The organism is Bacillus halotolerans, from assembly GCF_004006435.1.
Lineage (GTDB): Bacteria > Bacillota > Bacilli > Bacillales > Bacillaceae > Bacillus > Bacillus halotolerans.
In genome coordinates this window covers 2,711,450-2,727,570 of record NZ_CP029364.1, presented here as the reverse complement: position 1 = coordinate 2,727,570, position 16,121 = coordinate 2,711,450, and the positions used below count along the sequence as shown (strand labels likewise).

The 16,121-nt window shown below is 47.8% G+C and carries 16 protein-coding genes; 1 reads left to right on the top strand and 15 read right to left on the bottom strand.

What is annotated here, in order from left to right:
- Positions 1 to 69 precede the first annotated feature (69 nt).
- Positions 70 to 288 carry a protein YvfG gene (gene yvfG, locus DIC78_RS13925; RefSeq protein WP_024122922.1) on the top strand — a complete coding sequence of 73 codons (219 nt, stop codon included), beginning with the start codon at positions 70 to 72 and terminating at the stop codon, positions 286 to 288.
- Positions 289 to 297: 9 nt separating this feature from the next.
- Here yvfG and DIC78_RS13920 read toward each other — a convergent pair whose 3' ends face one another.
- From DIC78_RS13920 to DIC78_RS13850, 15 genes are all read right to left on the bottom strand, one after another.
- Positions 298 to 1,266 carry a polysaccharide pyruvyl transferase family protein gene (locus tag DIC78_RS13920; RefSeq protein ID WP_127696457.1) on the bottom strand — a complete coding sequence of 323 codons (969 nt, stop codon included), beginning with the start codon at positions 1,264 to 1,266 and terminating at the stop codon, positions 298 to 300.
- Positions 1,245 to 2,411 (bottom strand): DegT/DnrJ/EryC1/StrS family aminotransferase, encoded by a 1,167-nt coding sequence (locus tag DIC78_RS13915; RefSeq protein WP_127696456.1) that lies wholly within the window; start codon positions 2,409 to 2,411, stop codon positions 1,245 to 1,247. Before DIC78_RS13915 ends, DIC78_RS13920 begins: the two co-directional genes overlap by 22 nt.
- A gap of 16 nt (positions 2,412 to 2,427) precedes the next feature.
- Positions 2,428 to 3,066: an acetyltransferase gene (locus tag DIC78_RS13910; RefSeq protein WP_127696455.1), complete on the bottom strand. Its 639-nt coding sequence runs from the start codon at positions 3,064 to 3,066 to the stop codon at positions 2,428 to 2,430.
- Entirely contained in the window at positions 3,063 to 3,671 is a 609-nt protein-coding gene (locus tag DIC78_RS13905; protein WP_101864748.1) for a sugar transferase, read from the bottom strand. Before DIC78_RS13905 ends, DIC78_RS13910 begins: the two co-directional genes overlap by 4 nt.
- The gene (locus DIC78_RS13900; RefSeq protein ID WP_127696454.1) at positions 3,668 to 5,185 is read right to left on the bottom strand and encodes an MATE family efflux transporter; all 1,518 of its coding nucleotides are present in this window, start codon (positions 5,183 to 5,185) and stop codon (positions 3,668 to 3,670) included. Before DIC78_RS13900 ends, DIC78_RS13905 begins: the two co-directional genes overlap by 4 nt.
- A complete protein-coding gene (locus DIC78_RS13895; protein ID WP_106019592.1) occupies positions 5,182 to 6,216 on the bottom strand; it encodes a glycosyltransferase in 1,035 nt (344 codons plus the stop codon). Before DIC78_RS13895 ends, DIC78_RS13900 begins: the two co-directional genes overlap by 4 nt.
- Positions 6,213 to 7,289, bottom strand: coding sequence for a polysaccharide pyruvyl transferase family protein (locus tag DIC78_RS13890; protein WP_106019593.1), 1,077 nt, complete (start codon positions 7,287 to 7,289; stop codon positions 6,213 to 6,215). The genes DIC78_RS13895 and DIC78_RS13890 overlap by 4 nt, the downstream gene beginning before the upstream one ends.
- 4 nt (positions 7,290 to 7,293) lie before the next feature.
- Complete coding sequence (locus DIC78_RS13885; protein WP_106021968.1) at positions 7,294 to 8,328, bottom strand: glycosyltransferase family 2 protein; 1,035 nt, start codon at positions 8,326 to 8,328, stop codon at positions 7,294 to 7,296.
- A 24-nt stretch (positions 8,329 to 8,352) separates the two neighbouring features.
- Positions 8,353 to 9,456 carry a biofilm exopolysaccharide biosynthesis protein EpsG gene (gene epsG / locus DIC78_RS13880; RefSeq protein ID WP_106019595.1) on the bottom strand — a complete coding sequence of 368 codons (1,104 nt, stop codon included), beginning with the start codon at positions 9,454 to 9,456 and terminating at the stop codon, positions 8,353 to 8,355.
- 2 nt (positions 9,457 to 9,458) lie between these two features.
- The gene (locus tag DIC78_RS13875) at positions 9,459 to 10,607 is read right to left on the bottom strand and encodes a glycosyltransferase family 1 protein (RefSeq protein WP_106019596.1); all 1,149 of its coding nucleotides are present in this window, start codon (positions 10,605 to 10,607) and stop codon (positions 9,459 to 9,461) included.
- A complete protein-coding gene (gene epsE, locus DIC78_RS13870) occupies positions 10,600 to 11,436 on the bottom strand; it encodes a glycosyltransferase EpsE (RefSeq protein WP_024122933.1) in 837 nt (278 codons plus the stop codon). Before epsE ends, DIC78_RS13875 begins: the two co-directional genes overlap by 8 nt.
- The gene (locus DIC78_RS13865) at positions 11,433 to 12,578 is read right to left on the bottom strand and encodes a glycosyltransferase family 4 protein (RefSeq protein WP_106019597.1); all 1,146 of its coding nucleotides are present in this window, start codon (positions 12,576 to 12,578) and stop codon (positions 11,433 to 11,435) included. The genes epsE and DIC78_RS13865 overlap by 4 nt, the downstream gene beginning before the upstream one ends.
- An 11-nt stretch (positions 12,579 to 12,589) precedes the next feature.
- Positions 12,590 to 14,410, bottom strand: coding sequence for a polysaccharide biosynthesis protein (locus DIC78_RS13860; protein WP_174754434.1), 1,821 nt, complete (start codon positions 14,408 to 14,410; stop codon positions 12,590 to 12,592).
- Between the two features lie 234 nt (positions 14,411 to 14,644).
- Complete coding sequence (gene epsB, locus DIC78_RS13855) at positions 14,645 to 15,328, bottom strand: protein tyrosine kinase EpsB (RefSeq protein ID WP_127696453.1); 684 nt, start codon at positions 15,326 to 15,328, stop codon at positions 14,645 to 14,647.
- 22 nt (positions 15,329 to 15,350) lie between these two features.
- Entirely contained in the window at positions 15,351 to 16,043 is a 693-nt protein-coding gene (locus tag DIC78_RS13850; RefSeq protein WP_127696452.1) for a YveK family protein, read from the bottom strand.
- Between the last annotated feature and the right edge of the window lie 78 nt (positions 16,044 to 16,121).

Genomic DNA, 16,121 nt, shown 5'->3' with positions numbered 1-16,121 from the left:
TCCCCTTTCTTCATTGTACATGATTGGGATGACACCGTATACATTTATGAAAAAGGAGCTGCCAAAGAAATGTCTGAACTTTTTTCTGTACCGTATTTTATTGAAAACTTAAAGCAGCATATTGAAATGAACCCGTCTGAGGATAAGATCCACGCAATGAACAGCTACTACCGTTCTGTGGTCTCAACACTTGTGCAGGATCAGCTGACAAAAAACTCAGTTGTCCTGAAGCGGATTCAGCATTTAGATGAAGCCTACAACAAAGTAAAACGCGGAGAATCAAAATAAACCTTCCGCTCACATGTGAGCAGGAAGGTTTTCCTTCTTTGAGGCGTCCCGAATGATTTGAGTATTTGGCACTCCCTCCATCCAAGTATGATAGTAATTGGCGTTTTTTCCGTAGGAATTATCAATGACCGTGTTTTCTTTTTGAAGAAGAGAAGACAAAATATGGCCGTGCAGCCTTGACGTTTCCACCGATTTGTAACGGCTGAAAAAGCGAATGGCTTTGGTGACGATGTAATCCGAGTATTTTCTCCATATAAATGCGATCGGCAGAGGATTGCCCGCTTTTTTGTTCAGGACGTTCAGCGTTTGGAGAAAAGCGATTGTCCGGCGGTCTGAAGCTGACAGCACTGTACGCCAGTCATAGCTTTCCGCTTGCGCATGTCTTTGAAGCTCATCATTTGCTTCATGATCTGTTCTGATAAATTTCAGCTTTTGGCCGGTCGGCTGCTGTGTCGGAATGATGGGAAACAGCTGGTGGGCCATATCAGGCAAGAGCTTGATATGATTGTTTTGAAAGTACGCCTGTGCCGTGGCATAGGAGGCTTTTTCCCTTGTGATGATATGCAGATTTGAATGGGCAGAGAAAATGTCAGCTGTCCGTTTTAAGTTATCTTCATTCTGATAATAGATCGATTGCGGCAGGATGACGATTTTGTGGTTCGGATAGGTTTGAACGATTTTCTCTCTAAATCCTTGATAGTACGGATATAAATCCCCGAAGTTGCCGCCTCCCTGGCAGACGATGATCAGATTCGGATCAAGCTTACGCCCGATTGGGAAATTGTCTGGATTCCAGCGGTTTCTGACTCGAATGTCATTTTCTTTAAAAAAGGCTTCCGTTCCTTTCATAATAAATAGATCCCCTACATTTCCGTATAGAGGATAGTCGGCGTAAATGATTTCGGATTGCTTCGGAATCATTTCGAGCAGCCCGGCCAGTTTTTTCTTCAGGCTGATCATTGAATGCTTGCTGTCCATCTCTTCACCTCTGTTGTTTGGAATAAGTGTAACAACACATCGATTACTTGGTCTTGATCTTCTTCGGTCATATTTGTTCCGGATGGGAGGCAGATCCCTCGCCTGAATAAGTTTTCGCACACACTTTCAGAATCTGAATGGGAATAAAATGCAGACGAAGTAAACAGAGGCTGGGTATGCAGCGGCTTCCAAAGCGGTCTCGCTTCAATCTGTTCTTCAGCAAGATGCTGAACTACCTCATATGGAATCAGCCCGTTATCGAGCGTGAGTGCAGTAAGCCAGCGGTTGGACACGCCTTCTGAGTATTCCGGCATAAAGCAAACGCCATCTAGGCTGCCAAGCGCATTTTCATACCTCGTAAAAATCTCCCGTCTTTTCTCCACCCGCTCATCCAGCACCTCAAGCTGGGCAATGCCGACTCCGGCAAGGATATTGCTCAATCTGTAGTTGTGCCCGATTTCACTGTGCTGATAATGAACAGCAGGATCGCGGGCCTGTGAAGCGAGAAATCTTGCTTTTTCAATGGCGGCTTCATCGTCTGATACAAGCATCCCGCCTCCTGAAGTGGTGATGATTTTGTTTCCATTAAATGAATAAACGCCGAAACGGCCGAATGTCCCGCTCTGCTTCCCTTTATAGACCGAACCGAGGGATTCAGCCGCATCCTCAATGACCGGCACGCCGTATAAGCCGCACAGGCTTACAATCTCATCCATTTTCGCGCTTTGTCCGTACAGGTTGACGGCAATGACCGCTTTTGGCGGATTTCCATTTCGTTTTGCTTCCTCCAGTGCTCTTTCAAGTGCTTTCGGAGACATATTCCACGTATCCGGCTCAGAATCTATAAAAACAGGCACCGCTTTTTCATATAAAATCGGGTTTGCCGTTGCCACAAATGTAAAGGACGGACAAAACACGATGTCTCCCGCTTTTACATCCAGCAAACGTAGCGCCAAATGAATCGCGGCGGTGCCTGAGCTGACCGCAGCCGCCCCTTTGGCGCCGACTCGTTCAGCCAGTTTTTCTTCAAATGTATTCACAAGCGGCCCAAGCGGCGCAATCCAGTTAGAGCGAAAGGCTTCTGAAATATAGTGCTGCTCCCTGCCGCTCATATGAGGGGCGGATAAGTAAATTTTTTTATGCATGTAACCATCCTTTGCTTTAGGTTTGAATAGAGGAAATCACGCGCGCCGGGGTTCCTGCTGCCGTTACCCCGGCAGGGATGGAGCGGATCACCGCGGAGCCTGCGCCGACAATGCTCCAAGAGCCAATAGTAACCTGCGGAATGACGGAGGCCCCGGTGCCCACATGAGCCCCTTCTTGAACCGCAATACCACCAGAAAGCGTGGCGCGCGGAGAAAGATGTACAAAATCGCCGATCTGATTGTCGTGCTCTGCAATCGCGCCCGTATTGATGATACAGTGGGCGCCGATCTGAACATCCGCCTGAATAATCGCACCGGCCATAATAACCGTTCCTTCCCCGATGACAGCCGATTTGCTGATGATGGCTGACGGGTGGATTAATGTGATGAAATCTTCTTTGTATAACCCCAGCCGCTCCGCCAGCTGTTTTCTGACGCTGTTGTTTCCAATTGCAATCACAAACATGACATCAGGGATCAGCCTGCGCACTTCTGAAATGGCTTCCGAGGGGCCTGTGTACAGCTCTTTCTCAGCATCAAATGTGCTGAATTTATCGTCCAGCACCGCAGCTAAGCGCGTGTCTGAACGGGCGCTTATGAGTTCTCTGATCACCTTTCCGTGACCGCCGTCTCCCACAATGGCCACGTTTCTCATGAGGACACATCTCCGCTTCCTGTGAAGCGTTCTGCGGTCACATGATTGGTTTGCTGTATACCTTCTGACACAAGAACTTTGCGTACCGTCAGACATAAAATTTTCAAATCGATCAAGAATGAACGGTTGTCAACGTACCAAACATCCAGTTCAAATTTCTTTTCCCAGGAAATCGCGTTTCTGCCGTTGACCTGCGCCCAGCCTGTAATCCCGGGTTTCACCTCATGGCGCCGTGCCTGCTGTTTCGTATAAAGCGGCAGATAGTCCATCAGCAGCGGCCGGGGACCGACGAGGCTGAGGTCTCCTTTCAAAACGTTCAGAAGCTGTGGCAGCTCATCAATGCTCAGCTTTCTGATCAGCCTGCCTGTTTTCGTAAGCCTGACTGCATCCGGCAGCAGATTTCCCTCACTGTCCCGTTCGTCCGTCATCGTTCTGAATTTATAAAGGGTGAACGGCTTCCCATGCAAGCCGGGCCGTACTTGTTTAAAAAAGACAGGCGATCCTATTTTCAGCCTGACAACGGCGATAGTGAATAGAATAATGACACCCGTGCAGCACAATAAAAGAATAGCGGCCGTCAGATCAAAAAGACGTTTCAGGATCAAATATTTACAGCTCCTTTCGTTTTTCTAAACCGTCTCAGCACCAGCTGTCGTTCCTCTTTCGTACAAACAAGCATAAAAGCGAAAACGGCGTAGCAGCAGCTGACGGCAGCACCTGCGGCAATCAGTGATGTCCAGCTTTCAATGGTGATACATAACTGAATGGCCTCACAAACCGCCCAGGCAAATAAAGCGGCAAAGACCGGACCGAACATGCCTGTAAAGAACACATGCTTTTTGTAGCCGGTAATGCGTGATACATAAAGCGGCGTAAAGATGACATTTTTCAGCACAAGCGAAATCGCCCCGGCCAGCGTAATGCCGTAAAGCCCCAGATGCGCCGGCCCGCTTAATGTGACCGCCAGCACAACATTCACTGCGCCTAACAGCAGGGTGACGAGCGCCGGTGTTTTTTGTTGATTAAAGGCGGTCCATATATAAAACAGCGGCATAAAGGCAAGACTGACCGCCAAATATCCGGCGTGAATATATAAAAGCGGCGCTACAGAGGAAAAGGACGGTCCAAGCCAGATCGTCAGAAAAGGCCCGGCCAAACCTCCCAATAATGCAGCCGGAAGCGCAAGCAAAAGCCCGTTCAGTCTCACTGCCTGATTGGCGTACTTGACCAAGCCGTCCATATCGCCTTTTGAATAATAAGAAGTAATGACAGGCGCAAATAGAGATGCGACTGTTCCTGCCAAACTGCGCAGCAGCAGCGGAAACTGGATAATCGCCGCGTATTTTCCCGCTTCAGATGCACCCAGCACCAAGTTGGCGGTCAATAGGTCGATCTGCAAAAAAAGCAGCACGCCGATCTGATTGACTGAGTTCCAGGTTCCTGCCTGAAACAGTTCCTTGCTTATGCGGAATGACAAGTCTTTCAGCCTAAATGAAAACCATGGAATCAGTTTTCTGAAAAAGCAGAAAGACAGAATAGACGCTATGACGGCACCGGCTAAAGCGGCAAGCTGAATCTGCCAGATTTTTGGCGTAAAGCAGGCAAACAGCGCCAGCACACACAATACACGGATGAGCATTTGCACCGCCTGAATAGAACTGGTGATATACAGCCGATTGGCATAAAACGGCGCCGCCCCAAACCCCGCCATCAAAAATGTTAAAAGAAACAGCAAACTTCCAATCAAAATCGACAGCCGAACATCAGCCAAAAGATCCTGAGGGACGTTCATAACGCGGTCAATAAAAAAAGCCGCACTCAAAAGAGGCAGCAGAAGCAGCAATGAAATCAAAACAGACGCAGCCAAATAATTGCTGATATACGCATTTGCTTTTTCCTGCTCTCCCCTGTGGGCTGCGACAGAAAAAAAACGCACAACCACGGAGCTGAGCGCCACCGTGATAATGGAGAAATAATTAATCACATTTTGTGTTAAATTCACAAAGCCGAAAGCCTCGACACCGAGCGTTTTGACAATAAAAGGCGTCATCCAGACAGACAGGAATACGGACAGAAGAAAAGCTGTAAGATTGGCGCTGAAGTTAATAGTGAATTTCATGCCTGCTTTGCACTGCCTTTCATGGTTCCGCGAGTCTCAAAAAACAGCTTGATGAGAAAGATCTGCCGCCATTTGCACAGCGCTAAGACCAATCGCTCGCCTCTGCCTAATTTCTCATGCTGGAACGATGTGTGTCTGACAGCCTGCCGCACCATGTCATAGGATAAAATCTGTCTGATCTGTTTTTTGATGTCTTTCGGCGGCTGCGGTGAGGCACAGGCGTTTGCCAGAAGCATCGGAAGCTGGTGCTTGCAAATGTACACATCCAAATCCTCTTTGCACACAGCCGATAAGCCGCGCTGATTGTAAAATGCGATTTTGGCTTGATATTGTTTTTGGATATTTTCATCCATCGCAGGCTTATAAGGAATTTCCGTCAGGCTGTTCGGATTTTCACGGTATATGTACAAGCCTTCATCCAGCACTTTTACCCGCTCGGCTTCATAAAAAGCAGATAAATTAAAGGGTGAATCTTCAGCAAAACGGATGTCTTCATCAAACCACAGGTTCGCCCTTTCCAAAAGCTCACGGCGATACACATATCGCCATACATACCAGATAAATCTCGTTTCGTGGGCACGTTGGAGCTGCTCAGCTATATCCGCTTTTGTCAGCATACGGCCTGTTTCGAGCTGCGGCGGTACGTATACCCGTTTGTCTTCAAACTGTTTATAAAATCCGCAGCCAGCGATATCGAGCCGGTGCTGCTCCGCTTCTTCTGCAAGCCTTTGAAACATGGCGGGAGAGACATAATCGTCTCCGTCTACAAACCCGATATACGTGCCGCGCGCCGCTTTGATTCCCGCGTTTCGAGCCGAACTCAAGCCGCCATTTTTTTTATGAATGACTTGAACTCTTGCATCCCGTTTCGCGTATGCCGCTGCCATCTCACCAGATCGATCGGGTGTTCCATCATTAACAAGGATGATTTCTATATCGGAAAGCGTTTGGGCAAGCAGTGAATTGATGCATTCTTCAATGAATGGTTCAACGTTATACATCGGGACAATAATGCTGACGAGCGGTGTCATTGTGCTTCACCGCTGATTTTATCCCGCAGCCCTTTAAAATACATCTCCCGCGGAAAGCCGGCACGGTTTGTTTCTTTTGTCAGCAGCTCTTTCACTGCGGCTGTCACAATTTCCGGCTCCGGCTGTTCAATCAGCTTCATGGTTGGAATATCTTTCAGCCATTGGTAGCCTTCCATTACTTTGTGATCAAAAGACCGGATCACTACACACGGCGTTCCTGTCAGCGCACAAAAAATCATGCCGTGCAGCCTGTCTGTGACAACGGCTTCAGCACTTTGCAACTTAGACCAAAGCGCTTCCAGCTCCTGTTCCCGTGTGCCGCGGCTGACCCGGCGCCCGATCGTTGTCGTAAAAGCTTTGATCTCGCCAAATTCATTAAAAAGAGCGGTCTTCACGCGGTTTCTCTGATCCTCCTGAAGCACACTTTCCTGATCCTCGCGTAAACACATATACACCCCTTCGCGTTCCGCAGGGGTGCTGCTTCTATCTAAATACAGCACCATATCAGGCTGCTTCAGGATCTTTTTTTCTTTAAAATGCCGCTTCATAAATTGATACGTAGTTTCATCCCGGGCCATCAGCAATAAACCGGGGTGCGCGTTATAAATTTTCTGCGCCCGTTTCAGCTCTTTTCGTCCCTTTTTCGTATCAGAAAAATGAACAGTTGCCGGTAGCTGGACGATTTGATAATCATGAAACGTTTTAATGATAAAGCGGCGCGTCCACTCTTCATACCGGTATAAATCCCCCATGTTTCCGCCGCCGATGATAAAGACCATATCCTCCGGGTGGCGGGAGCGGATCAGCGCTTTTGCTGATTTGTATATGTCCTTCATATCGACCTCAACGATTTCAAAATCGGAGTATTCCTGCTCAAGAAACGCTTTGCTCGCATAAGCAATGGCGTGATCCCCCAAATTGTCATGGGAAGGCAGCAGGGTCAGAATGATTTTCTTTTTATGTGCGGCAGCCTTTTCCGGCTGATCGGCCGCCCCCAGCCAAAATTGAGACGGGTACTTGACCTTTAGCAGCAGCCATTCTGCAAGATTGATTTTCAATGAATGTAACGACATGTCTTCACCCTCTGATTTTCATTTTGTACTCGATCACTCGCTGATACGCGGCGGACGCCATGGCAACGAGCGGAATCATTCTGTATTTCGCCATCAGCAGCAGGCATGACCGTTTTGCGTCAAAAGGCGCTGTCCCCGTTTTCGACAGACTGCCTTGAAACACCGGATCAGCGCAAATCACGCCGACCGTTTTGAGCCTTTCCAAAAGACGCCGGCTGGCGCTTGTTTTCCATTCGTTCAAAAGACAAATGGTCCCATGGAGAACGATAAAGAAATCAAGCTCCTTTCGGTACTCCTCCAGCTTGTTGTTCTCCTGTAAGAACCCTGCGTTCGCCTGATACAGCGCCAGTCCTGATTCAAACAGTTTTTTCTGATAACCCTGCACGATGGAGGAAAGGTGAATGCGATAATGGTAGAGAGGCGCTTTTACATAGGAAACCGAGCGGGCGAAAAAATGTGCCCTGAAGCTGAAAAACTGATCCTCGACATGCTCCAGCTCACCTCTGAGCGGGAACGAAAGCCGGTGTGCGTCAATCATGCTTCTTCGGTACAGTTTATTCCATGAAAATCCCCTGACCTTCCCTTCGAATAACGCCTTGATATAAGACTCCTTCGGCTGATCCTGATAGGTTTCCGCAATGTCTGAGACAACGGTTTTTTCAGTATCCTCAAACTCCGCGGCATAGTTGCAAATGACCAGATCGGTTTCCTCCGATGCTGCCTGAACCATTTGCAAGCAATAATCAGGCTCGATCCAATCGTCTGAGTCAATAAAAGCCACAAATTCGCCGCGGGCCGCCTCGATCCCTTTGTTCCGGACCGCACCGAGCCCTTGGTTATCCTGGTGAATGACTCTGAATCGTTTATCCTTTTCTGCATATTCCTCCGCGATGTCCGGGCTGGCGTCTGCCGAACCGTCATTGACGATGATGATTTCAATATTGTCCAATGTCTGGTTCCTCAAAGATTCAAGGCAGTTTCTGATATAGGTTTCTGTATTATAAACAGCGACTAACAGACTAACCGCAGGTGTTTCCATAATGACCGGCTCCTCTTGCATAAATTACCGGGAAAAAATCGTTCTGTACGGCAGAACGGAAGAATCAACCGGCATAAGCAAATAACTGTATAAAAAATAACAAACCACAATGGCGATATAGATCAACGCATTCGATTTCTCATCAAACATCCTGACAAAATAAGGGACTAGGATCATTTGATACAGTCCGAAGTAAATATTAAACCTGGCAAAGATCACGTCCTTTGTGGCCAAGAGCCCGAATAAAAAACCGAGAAGGCACAAATTGACGACAATATCGATTTGCGGCCACAGCTTTCGGAGGCGCTCCCTGTAACAAAAGGCCAAAAACAGCGGCAGGACCAAAACAGCGATTTTGACCACATTCATTCCGTTTGTATTTGTCATCAGCCACTTTTCATAATGGCTGTATGAGCTGTTTTCAAGGACAACGACAAATACCGAAATAAATTTCTGATATAAAAAGGTCATGCCGAGAAATAAAGCTGAGAGGCCGAATATTGCCGGTGACCAGGCTTTTCTTCTGACAATAAAATAGACCGGAATCATCACCAGCGCCGAGGAGTGAAAGAGCGAACTGACCAGCACAATCAGAAAATAACGCTTCCAGTTTCCATTGATGATATAGCGAATCGCCCAAAACAAAGCGGCTGCCACCATGTATTGTCTGATTCCGTTAAAGGATGCGTAATAATGAAAGGTTCCTAAAAATAAAAAGACGCTCAGCTCAAACGGTCTCCCGTAGTCTGCCAGCGTCTTGATAATAAAGATATAGGTCACGGCCGCAACGGTCACATACATGATTTGCGGGTCCTTCGTGATGAAATTCATCAGCCATAGCAGTGCGGTAAAGCCCGGATCTGTTGCCGTTTTCGCCGTGCCGAAACCGAATATCTGCCAAATATTTTGATAGTCTCCTGCCATTTGATACAGCAGCGTATACGTCTGAAAATCTGTACCGACCCTGTAACGCAGGCCCGAAACAAGCACAAGTGAGGCAAGCGGAATCCAAATAAGAAGCTTGTTCGGACGATAGCCGGTAGCAAGTGACTCATCCCGGCCGCCGCACATTTTAGCAAACCAAGACCAAATATATACAATTCCCATATTGACGACATACACAATCATTTTTATTGTCCTTTTTCAGTGCTAATCTGATATAAATTCATCAATGCACCCACATTTCGCCGCGCATCATAGCCAAGTTTCGCAAGGGTATCTTTCACGAGCTCCCGCTTCGGCCTGCCTGCGGCGGCCGCTCTTACAATCGTTTCAGCCCAAATGTCCATCGGCTTAGAGAGACTCACCCTTTTCACAAGTCCGAGACCCGTGTCGACTTTTTCTGTGATCTTGTCGGAAATAATGCACGGAAGACCCGAAGCCTGCGCTTCCACAAGCACAACAGGCAAGCCTTCGTACAGCGACGGCATGACAAATACATCAAAGGTACGCATGAGCTCATGAATGTGTTCTTCAGTTCCTAAAAAGAGGACATCTGAAAGCAGATTCAGCCGCCGCGCTTCCTCCTCCATCTGCTCCCGCAGCGGTCCGTCTCCTGCGAGAACCATCTGAAAGCGAACTCCCCGTTTTTTCAGGTGAACGGCAAGCTTCAGCAAAAACGCGTGATTTTTCACTTCATGAAATCGGGCCACATGACCAATGATCAGACGGTCAGACGCTATGCCGCGTGCTTTTTTTTCGTCATCGGCCGCCTGCCCGGCGGGAGAGAACAAATCAAGGTCGATTCCGTTCGGCAGCAGATGAACACGCTTCCGCTCCATATTTGATCGCCCGAACAAAAACCGGCCCGCATCCTCTCCGCAAGCGCACAATTCAGTCGCATAAGCCAAAATGAGGCGTCTGAACACCATCAGCTGCAGGCAGTCCTTCCAATTGAAGCCGGTCTTCCACGAGGTGTTATGGGAATGGCATACTCTGACCTGCACCCCGGCTAGCCTTGCCGCAAGCGCGATAAAGCCGGTTTGAAAATCTGTGTGCGCATGAACCGCGCTGAACGGCCCGTTTTCTTTTATTGTGTTTCTTACATTCTTCACAAATGTGAGGGGATTGCTTTGTCCGATACTCGGGACATAAAAAAGCCGCCCGCCTAGCGATAAAATTTCTTCATCATAAGCGCACGGATCATTTCGATAGGTTAAAAAATCAAATTGCACCTTGCTTCTATCCATTTTCCGATATAAATTCATGACCATGGTTTCCGCGCCGCCCCTGTTCATGCCGCTGAGAACATGGAGCACGCGCTGCTGGCTGTTATTCATGCTTCACAAGCCCTTCCTTCTGATTCATCACTCTTTTTTTATGATAACGATTCATCACAGCAGGAGGCATAAACGCGCGAATGAGCGGTTTTGCGATATAGATGTAAGCGGAAAAAGGAAGCTTCAGGCGTCTGCATGCCTGGTACACAAGAATAGCGTTGTCGATTGAATAGGTAAAAGACCGCCTCTTGAATGCGTCGCTGTCTTCCCTTACTTTATACAGCGCTTCTTGGAGGTTATAGCCTCGGAAGCCCTCTCCAAAAAAGCGGAGCCACAAATCGATATCCTCCATTCGTCTTGTCCGCCGCACCGAACGATAGCCTTTCAGCGTACGGTAAGCGCTGGCTCTCATCATGATTGTCCCATGACAAAACGGCGTCCCTTTCGCCATGATGGCCGGCTCCGGAACAGAAGGCAGCATCCGTGTGCCCCTTACGCCAAATTCATCAAACACTAGCATGCCGGTGCCGACCACCTGGTAGTGCCGATGCTTTTCTAAAAAGGCAACCTGCTTCTCCAGACGGCGCGGAAAGGACAGATCATCTCCGTCCTGACGGGCGATATACTCGCCTGTCGCATAAGAAAGACAGTGATTTAACGAAGCGGCCAGCCGCTTGTTTGTTTGATTGTGAATCAGCTTGATGCGGTCGCTGTAATGAGCGGCATACTGCTTCGCAATACGGAGCGTGCCGTCTGTTGACGCATCATCGCACATAATCAGCTCCCAATTTTTATAGGATTGGCTGAGAATGGATTCAATGCTTTCCGCCAAAGTTCGTTCACAATTATAAATGCCCATAATGACAGAAACTTTCGGTCCTGAATTCATACGCTTTTCTCCTTTTTATCCATATCCATGTACACGGAATAAATATCTGCCATTTCTTCTACCGTTCGCGCTTCCGAAAAGCGCAAGGCTGTTTGGCGGCCTTCCTGTCCGAGTGTTCTCCGCAGTTCCGGCTCAAGGTAGAGCTGTTCAATCCGATCGGCAAAAGCGGCGCTGTCGCCAATTTTGATGAGAAACCCGTTTTTTCCGTCCCGGATGATTTCCCGGTGTCCGCGGTTCTCAGTGGCAATCGCCGGCTTCTCCGCCGCCATGCCCTCAAGCACATTCATGCCGAGGCCTTCTCTGATGCTGGAGGCGACAGATACATCCGCAAGCTGAATCAGCTCGTGAATATCGCGGCAAAAGCCGTAAAAGCAAACATTGCGGGAAGCTCCAAGCTTTTCAGCTAAGGCCCGATACGTTTGTTCCATCGCTCCTTCTCCGGCAAAAACAAGACGGAGCTCAGGAATCTTATCTTTCAGCAGTGCGGCAGCTTCAATTAACAGCTTCTGATTTTTGTTGAGGTTCAGTTCAGCCGGATAGACCAATATAAAGTCGTCTTTTTGGAAGCCGTGCTTTTCTCTCAACCTATGCTGCTCTTCAAGGCTGACTGGCCGGAACCTGTCTGTATTAACGCCAATGCCGTGAATTTTTTCTGTCATTCCGCCCGGTCTTTGAAGCCGTTTCGCTCGTGTGTAATCTTCTTCATTTATGGTGATCAGGCAGTCTGTATAGGCAGAAAGCCATTTTTCAACCGGATAATAAAGGACCCAGTTTTTCATCGGCGCTCCGCTGCAAAAATGAAATCCGTGAGCGGTGTAGAGCACTTTTGTTCCGTTTCGTCTCGCATGCCGTGACGCAAGCCGGGCAAGAACGCCGCCGACCGGCGTATGGCAATGGACGATGTCGTACTCGTTGGTATCGATCACTTTCTTCAGCTGTCTGTAAACGGCAATGTTCTGAGGATGAAAGGGTGACCTTCGGATCGGAATGGAGAATTTCTCATCGACATACGGCAGCCGCGTCTGTCCGCTCGCAGCAACATGAACCTTCCAGCCCAATTGTTTAAACCATTTAAAGTAAGGAAGATGAAAAGCTTTAAAGTGATAATCGACAGTGGCACAAAATAGTATTTTTTTCGTCATCTCCACTCCCCCTAACGAACGCCGGCAGCCGTCATTTCGTTTGATGTGTCTATTGCCGCAAACAGCCGCTCTCTGAGCTCGGCTTCCGGCAGCTGATTGAAATCTTCTATAAAGCGCATCAGCAATGGCCAGTCGCCGTCCACCGCTTTGCCGATATGGATTTTCGGAAAAACTTGTTCAGCGTGAACTTCATTTTTGTTCAGCAGCTCCTCATACATTTTTTCACCCGGGCGAATGCCTGTGAACTCAATCGGAATCTGCTCCGTCGTGTAGCCAGATAAATGAATGAGGTTTTTGGCGAGATCGACAATCTTCACGGGCTCGCCCATATCAAGAACAAAAATTTGGCGTCCTTTCGCCAGCGCTCCAGCTTGGATGACAAGCCGTGACGCTTCGGGAATGGTCATGAAATAGCGGGTCATCGCCGGATGTGTCACCGTAACGGGACCGCCTTTTTCAATCTGTTTCTTAAAAACCGGAATGACGCTGCCTCGGCTGCCAAGCACATTGCCAAAGCGGACAGCGACGAATTTTGTTCTGCTGAATTTCCCCAAATTCATAATAATCATTTCAGCAAAGCGTTTTGTTGCCCCCATTACATTGGCCGGGTTCACCGCTTTATCAGATGAAATGAGCACAAATGTCTCTGTCCCGCACATATCTGCCGCTTCCGCCACATTTTTTGTTCCGATGATGTTGTTTTTGACTGCCTCTTCGGGGTTGTGCTCCATTAAAGGCACATGCTTATGGGCAGCCGCATGATAGACGACGTGCGGTTCGTATTTTTTCATTAAGGTAAACATTTTGTCGCGGTCCTGCACATCCGCAATTTCTGTGTGGAACACGATGTGTTTGCCGAATCGTCCATTCAGTTCAGAATAAATAGAATGAATGCTGTTTTCCCCATGGCCGAGAAGAACGATTTCCTTAGGCTGGAACGCGCTGATTTGCCGGCAGATTTCCGAGCCGATTGAACCGCCCGCTCCTGTGACGAGAACTGTTTTTTCTTTGATGCGGTTTGAAATTTCGCTTGTGTCGAGGGTTATCGGCTTCCTGCCGAGTAAATCCTCAGCCTTTACATCTCTGATTTGCCCGGCAGTGCGCGTTCCAAGCAGCATTTCATCAAAATGAGGCATGATTTTGATGTTCACTCCGGTCCGCACGCATTCTTTGTATAGCACCTGCAGTTCATGGGTACGGAGAGAAGGAATCGCAATGATAATATAGTTAATTTTGAGCTTTTGCACCGCAGGCATGATACTTTCTTTTCCGCCGATGACGGGCAGTCCCATCATTTCCAGCTTATGTTTCGTTTGATCGTCATCAATAAAAGCGACAGGTGTAATGTCAGGATCGTCTTTCTGCAGCAGCTGCCTGACCATCAGGGTTCCGCCTGATCCCGCTCCGATAATCAATGCGCGGGCCGACGTGCTGCGTTTTTTTCTGATGCTTTCTTTTAATATTCTCGATAAAACGCGGGTCCCCCCGATGAACAGAAGCTGAAGCACCCAGCACGCCGTTAACAGCCGAAAAAACATCGTGTGATACACAGCGTACTGAATGATGCCGGTTACAGCGGCTGAAATCGTAATGACCTTAAGCAGAGCGATCAGTTCGCCGAGCCCGGTGTATGTCCAGACCTGTTTATACTGACGGAACAGGATAGCACATACATGATAGCTGAGGAGCAAGCTGACAGCGGTAAGCAATAATGCTCCGGAGTCATAAAATTGATAAGAATCTTTTAAAAATTGATATCCTGCAATAACTGAATTCAAAACGAGATAAGTATCCAGCGCGATAATCATTGACAGTCTTCTCCGGTAACTCAACCTTTTCCCCCCTAATACTTTTATCGGTTTAGCTGCGGCGGTTTTCGTCATCTAAAAAACGACAGCAGCTAAACCGATAACATTTCCTATGTATATCAAATAAGTGGGCATTTAACCCGTCCTCACGCCCCGCCAGCGACGACCAGCATCTAAGGCAGCCTGTTCAAGCTTGCCCACAGCGGAGCCGAGTGCCTCCATTGATACAGGTAAGGAGACATCACCTAAAAGCAAAAATTAATAGGAATAGTGTTCAGATTTTTTCATTTTCTTTTTATTTAAGAGAGCGCCTAACAGCTTTGCATTGGATTGCTCCAGTGCGTCCTTCGCTTTCAGGACGGTATCGGTTTTTGTTTTTCCGCTTAAGACAACGAGCACGCTTCCATCTGTCTGGTTCGCTAAAATTTGAGCGTCCGCGACAGCTAAAAGCGGAGGAGAATCAAAGATCACCAGACTGAATTGGTCATAGATATCTGATATCAAATCTCCCATTGCCTTCGAGGATAACAGTTCTGCCGGATTCGGCGGCGTCGGTCCGCTTGTCAGCACATATAAGTTATCGATCAGGGTCTTTTGCACCGTTTCATTTAGAGAAGCATTGCCGACCAGCACATTTGTCAGCCCGGTCAGATTTTCAACCTGAAACGTCTGGTTAATTGTCGGTTTTCTTAAATCGGCGTCCACCAGCAGCACTTTCTTTTCCTGCTGCTGCGCAAAGACTGCCGCAAGATTCGCTGCACTGAACGATTTTCCTTCACCAGGCACAGAGGAGGTGACGAGAATGGACCGCAAGTTGGTCTGTACGGATGAAAACTCAATGTTTGTCCGAATGGTGCGATATTGTTCCGCAACAATTGATTTATGATGTAAAACGGATATTTGAGCCAAACCTCGCCTTGCTTTCTTTTTTCTAAAGACCACTCACTTCACTCCTCGAAATGTTTTATCCAACCCTGCGATTCCGTTTCTTTTTGACATCAGGGACGGAGCCTAAGCAGGGCAATCCGGTTTTCTCGCTGAGCTGCCGTGCGCTTTTGCACGTATCATCGAGAAAATGCAGAAAAAATGCCAGTGTAATGCCGCCCATCACGGCCGCCCCAAAAGCCATGACCATATTTCTCATTCGGGACGGCTTGATCATCGAGCTTTCAGAAGCCTTCGCCTCTGATAGAATATGTACGCCTTGGACATTCATTCTTTCATCTACTTCTTTTTCAAACTTGCTGACTAACGTGTTCGCAATCTTAGCCGCTCGCTCGGGATTGTGATCCTGAACAGAAATGGTAATAATTTCCGATTCATTTTCACTGCTTGTCATCACTTTTCCTTTCAGCGAGGAAGCCGATTCAGAAAGATGCAATTCCGACTTGACCTCTTCCATCAAGGCCGTGCTTTTTATAATCGATTGGAACGTGCTGCTGTACTGAAGATTTCGCTGGATGTCACTGAGATTCGAGTTTTCTTCACCGTCTGATTCATGAATCAGCACTTGAGTCGACGCCTGATAAGTCGGTGAAATGACCTTAAATTGCACAAAACCTGTAATAAAGGTGACGCCTATTGTGATGAGCAGAATCAGCACGAATCTATGTCTGACAATCGCGTATAACTCTTTAAAACTCATATTCTCATTCATATATTCATAGCCTTCAGCCTTCTCACGGCTGGCTTCCCAAGCCCCTTTCTGTTAATGATTGGATTATAAAAGAAAACT

Bases quoted from the DNA above. Each gene is read 5' to 3' on its own strand.
- epsE (WP_024122933.1), bottom strand. From the start codon at position 11,436: ATGAATTCAGGACCGAAAGTTTCTGTCATTATGGGCATTTATAATTGT.
- DIC78_RS13915 (WP_127696456.1), bottom strand. From the start codon at position 2,411: ATGCATAAAAAAATTTACTTATCCGCCCCTCATATGAGCGGCAGGGAG.
- DIC78_RS13875 (WP_106019596.1), bottom strand. From the start codon at position 10,607: ATGAATAACAGCCAGCAGCGCGTGCTCCATGTTCTCAGCGGCATGAAC.
- DIC78_RS13850 (WP_127696452.1), bottom strand. From the start codon at position 16,043: ATGAATGAGAATATGAGTTTTAAAGAGTTATACGCGATTGTCAGACAT.
- DIC78_RS13900 (WP_127696454.1), bottom strand. From the start codon at position 5,185: ATGAAATTCACTATTAACTTCAGCGCCAATCTTACAGCTTTTCTTCTG.
- DIC78_RS13895 (WP_106019592.1), bottom strand. From the start codon at position 6,216: ATGACACCGCTCGTCAGCATTATTGTCCCGATGTATAACGTTGAACCA.
- DIC78_RS13920 (WP_127696457.1), bottom strand. From the start codon at position 1,266: ATGGACAGCAAGCATTCAATGATCAGCCTGAAGAAAAAACTGGCCGGG.
- DIC78_RS13890 (WP_106019593.1), bottom strand. From the start codon at position 7,289: ATGTCGTTACATTCATTGAAAATCAATCTTGCAGAATGGCTGCTGCTA.
- DIC78_RS13865 (WP_106019597.1), bottom strand. From the start codon at position 12,578: ATGACGAAAAAAATACTATTTTGTGCCACTGTCGATTATCACTTTAAA.
- DIC78_RS13885 (WP_106021968.1), bottom strand. From the start codon at position 8,328: ATGGAAACACCTGCGGTTAGTCTGTTAGTCGCTGTTTATAATACAGAA.
- epsG (WP_106019595.1), bottom strand. From the start codon at position 9,456: ATGATTGTGTATGTCGTCAATATGGGAATTGTATATATTTGGTCTTGG.
- yvfG (WP_024122922.1), top strand. From the start codon at position 70: ATGTCTGAACTTTTTTCTGTACCGTATTTTATTGAAAACTTAAAGCAG.
- DIC78_RS13910 (WP_127696455.1), bottom strand. From the start codon at position 3,066: ATGAGAAACGTGGCCATTGTGGGAGACGGCGGTCACGGAAAGGTGATC.